The 4,346-nt window shown below is 42.0% G+C and carries 4 protein-coding genes; all 4 read right to left on the reverse strand.

The window, feature by feature from the left end; translation table 11 throughout:
* Nucleotides 1–106 precede the first annotated feature (106 nt).
* Nucleotides 107–1,012 carry a homoserine kinase gene (thrB, locus tag AC29Z1_RS14310; protein ID WP_488272132.1) on the reverse strand — a complete coding sequence of 302 codons (906 nt, stop codon included), beginning with the start codon at nucleotides 1,010–1,012 and terminating at the stop codon, nucleotides 107–109.
* Nucleotides 1,013–1,031: 19 nt separating this feature from the next.
* Entirely contained in the window at nucleotides 1,032–2,324 is a 1,293-nt protein-coding gene (locus tag AC29Z1_RS14315) for a homoserine dehydrogenase (RefSeq protein WP_488272133.1), read from the reverse strand.
* A gap of 10 nt (nucleotides 2,325–2,334) precedes the next feature.
* Complete coding sequence (locus AC29Z1_RS14320) at nucleotides 2,335–2,784, reverse strand: ACT domain-containing protein (RefSeq protein ID WP_488272134.1); 450 nt, start codon at nucleotides 2,782–2,784, stop codon at nucleotides 2,335–2,337.
* A 154-nt stretch (nucleotides 2,785–2,938) separates the two neighbouring features.
* Nucleotides 2,939–4,346: stage IV sporulation protein A (gene spoIVA / locus AC29Z1_RS14325; RefSeq protein ID WP_488272135.1), on the reverse strand; the 1,408-nt coding region annotated here is incomplete at its 5' end.

Consider the following 4,346-nt stretch of genomic DNA (forward strand, 5'->3'; position numbering starts at 1 on the left):
TATCCCCTGCTCCACTACACTTTATGCTTTACCCCAACATTTGACAAAGAACCTATAAAATAACCTGTTCGAATTGTACGAACAGGTTATTTTTACATGATTGCTACTATATTATGATAGCTCCTTGTCGATCAATATTTAGTAATTGATATCTTGCTTTAACCTTATGCAGGTTAAAGGCTTTAACCATTGCCTGTCCTACTTTATCAGAGTCACCGTCAGTAAAAGCTAACAGACACGGACCGGCACCGCTCAACACAGCTCCCATCGCTCCGGCTTGGCGAGCCGCAGATAATACTTGCGCCATCCCGGGGATAAGCTGTTCGCGATACGGCTGGTGCAGCCGATCTTTCAAAGCATGCTGCAAAAGGTTTAATTCTCCAGTACACAGAGCTCCAATTAAGAGCGCTGATCGGCTGACATTAAACACGGCATCAGTAAACGGTACTGATTCTGGCAATACTTTACGGGCAGCCTTGGTAGACAGGTTAAAATCAGGAATAACAGCCACCATTGAAAAATCTTTGGGTGGCAAAAAACGCAAGCATTGAGCTGAACCACTATCCATGATACTAACAGTAATGCCACCAAATATAGCTGGCGCCACATTATCAGGATGGCCCTCAATGCTTGTAGCCATATTTAAAATTTCTTGCTTGGAAAAGTGGCAGCCTGTTAGTTCATTGGCTGCGACCAATCCGCCGACGATAGCGGCTGCGCTGCTGCCAAGTCCCCTAGCCAAAGGTATATTATTAACCATTTTCAGCGTAATACCCTGATAGGGCGAATTTATTTTATCCAGCACCATCTGAATGGCTTTGACAGCGACATTAGAGCTGTCAGCCGGGATAGCACCTGAGCCTTCGCCAACTACTTCAAGGTGTATGCCTGCTTGATGGCTCAAAGTGAGTTCAAGATCATTGTATATCGTGCAGGCTATGCCAACCGCATCAAATCCTGGGCCGCAATTGGCCGTTGTTCCCGGCACGCGGATTTTTACGGTGTTTGCCATGATATCGCCACCTTCACTGCTATGAAATTTGCTCTGCTTCTACTCGTATTACATTACCTATTTTTTTAACAATGGACATACCCAGCAGGGTATTTACAGCCAAACGGATGTTTTCATCAGATACCCTATAAGTAATCAACACAAGCTCAGTCGCACTCTCTACTTTGCGTTTTTGGATGACGGAATGCAGGCTGACCTGTTGAGCACCAAATGCACCAGCAATAGCTGCCAGTACGCCAGGTTTATCTTCAACTAATAGGCGGATATAATACGGTGATTCTGTTTTGCTGACAGGATAGATAGTTTTATGATCAAAACAAGTACATAATATTCTGCTGCTGACATTGTGGCGAATATCACGCGCTACGTCAATTATATCTGCTGTCACTGCACTGGCAGTAGGAAGTTCACCGGCACCGCGTCCATAAAACATAGTCTCCCCGACAGCATCACCTTTAACAAAAATCGCATTAAATACATCATTCACTGCCGCTAAAGGATGAGTAATCGGCAAAAAAGCGGGATGAACGCGGACATTAATTCCACGATCATCTTGTTTCGCAATTGCTAACAGTTTAATGACAAAACCCAATTCACGGGCATACTCAATATCTTCAATGGTAATATTAGTAATACCTTCAATATAAACATCTTCCAAAGCTACGCGAACACCAAAGCCAATAGAAGCCAAGATAGCAATTTTGCGAGCGGCATCGTAGCCGCCAACATCGGCAGTCGGATCAGCCTCAGCATAACCTTTAGCCTGCGCTTCGGCCAGAACATCAGCATAATCCAATTTTTCGTTGGTCATTTTGCTGAGCATATAATTGGTTGTACCATTCACAATACCCATTATTTCACTGATTTGATTAGCAGCCAGGCATTGTTTCAACGGTCTGATAATGGGGATACCCCCGCCAACACTAGCTTCAAATAAAAAGTCAGTATGGGTTTCTTCAGCAGCGCTAAACAGTTCGCGACCATATTTGGCTACCACGTCTTTATTGGCAGTAACAACATGTTTGCCAGCCTTGAGCGCTGCTAACATATAATCTTTCGCCGGCAGTTCGCCACCCATGACTTCTACGACAATTTTAATTTCAGGATCATGCACTATTTCTTCAAAATTTGTTACAATCTCTGCCTCTGTTTTAATATCCCTAACCTTATTCGGGTTTCTCACCAATATTTTCTTAATTACTACAGGAACTCCGACTTTTTTTTGAATACTATGGGCGTTTCTGGATAATATTTTAACAACCCCGGTACCAACAGTCCCCATTCCCAGTAAAGCAATTTTAATTGCCTCCATGTTGTTCCTCCTAAGCCTGACCTAGAACTTCCAGCCTTTTCACTCCATCAATCATTCTTAATTTATCAAGCATGGCTTCTAAATCAATGGCTAATTCGGCCGTTTCAATGGATATGGTCGCGTTGGCAACCCCTTGCAGCGGAATCCCCTGATTGATTGTCAGAACACTGCCATGTTCATTAGCTATGGTATTTAACACCTTCGACAATACGCCTGATTTGTGTTCAAGCAATAAGGCAAGTGTCACAATTTTTTCTTTACTGGCTTCGTAGAACGGAAATACATAGTCCTTATATTTATAGTAGGCACTACGGCTTAATTCCATTTTTTCTACCGCTTCGTTAATGGTTCTCGCTTCACCACGTTTTAATAATTCTTTTACTTTGATTGTTTTTTTAATAGCTTCAGGTAAAATTTCTTCCCGAACTAAATAAAAAACAGCTTTTTGTCCTGTAACCATGGTTCCCCTCCTCGGTACTGCTACTACGGATGGTTATCTGTATACGGTAGACATTATATCATCGAATAAGCCATGTTTACAAGCCAAAATAAAAAAAATTCTAGTCAGTCCTTTACAGACTGACTAAAAATCTCTATCAAAATCGATAATTTTGTTAAAAAATGATACATATTAATCCGCCGCTACCATCATTAACGATTTTTTGCAGTGTATCTTTTAGTTTCATTTGTGCATTTTCTGGCATAGCTGTTAATTTATTCTGAATACCTTCACGCACCAGCTCATTTAATGATTTACCAAATAGATTGGTGCGCCAAATTCGTTCAGGTTCACCTTCAAATTCACGCATAAGATATTGGATGAGTTCCTCACTTTGTTTTTCGGTACCGATAATCGGTGAAATTTCTGCTTGTACGTCTGTTCGGATAATATGTAATGACGGAGCCGATGCTTTAAGTTTTACACCAAACCGATTGCCAGTCCGAATAATTTCTGGTTCTTCCAAAATCATCTCATCCAGCTGCGGAGGTACAATACCATACCCCGTCTGTTCAACATCTTCAAGTGCAGATGCAATTTTGTCATATTGACGCTTGGCTACCGCTAGATCCTTCATAAGGCGCAATAAATGATGTTCCCCACCAATGGTGAACCCAGTGAGTTCTTCGAGAACGGTATAGAAAAGATCCTGCCGGGACGTCATCTCAATAACGGCTATACCACTCCCCAGGTCCATGTCATGAAGAATGACATCAGCCACAAAATCATAGCTTGATAAATCATCAATGGCTCTATCGATATCACGCAAACGGCGAATGTATTGAACAACCTCAGTAACTGCACCTTCAAATTTTTGTCTTAGCCAATGATCTTTCTCCAGTTCTTCTACCCACTTAGGTAACGTAATATTAACTTCTTTGACAGGGAATTCGTATAGTACTTCCTGCAAGATTCCATAGACATCGTCGTGAGATAATTGTGCACAATCAACCGGAATAACTGGTACATCATAACTGCTTTCTAATTTAGCTACAAGTTCACGAGTGTCTTTGGAATTTGGTCTGCCTGTATTTAGAATAACCAAGAATGGCTTTTGCAGTTCTTTGAGTTCAGCTATAACTCGTTCTTCCGCCGGAAGATATTTATCACGTGGTAAGTCGGTGACAGTACCATCTGTGGTAACAACCAACCCAATCGTCGAATGTTCAGCAATAACCTTACGGGTGCCAACCTCTGCCGCTTCCTGGAACGGGATTTCGTGTTCGAACCAGGGTGTGAGCACCATGCGAGGACCATCATCTTCTTCATAGCCTAATGCACCGTCTACAGTGTAGCCAACACAATCAACAACCCGAACTCGCACATTGACATTGTCTTTCACATTGATTTCGACGGCTTCATTAGGAATGAATTTAGGTTCTGTTGTCATAATAGTTTTGCCACCAGCACTTTGCGGCAATTCATCTTTAGCACGTTCTTTATCGTGTGGATTGGTAATATTAGGTAACACCATGGTTTCCATAAAGCGTTTAATAAAGGTTGATTTACCCGTGCGAACCGGA

The sequence above is a fragment of the Sporomusa sp. genome (assembly GCF_057736855.1).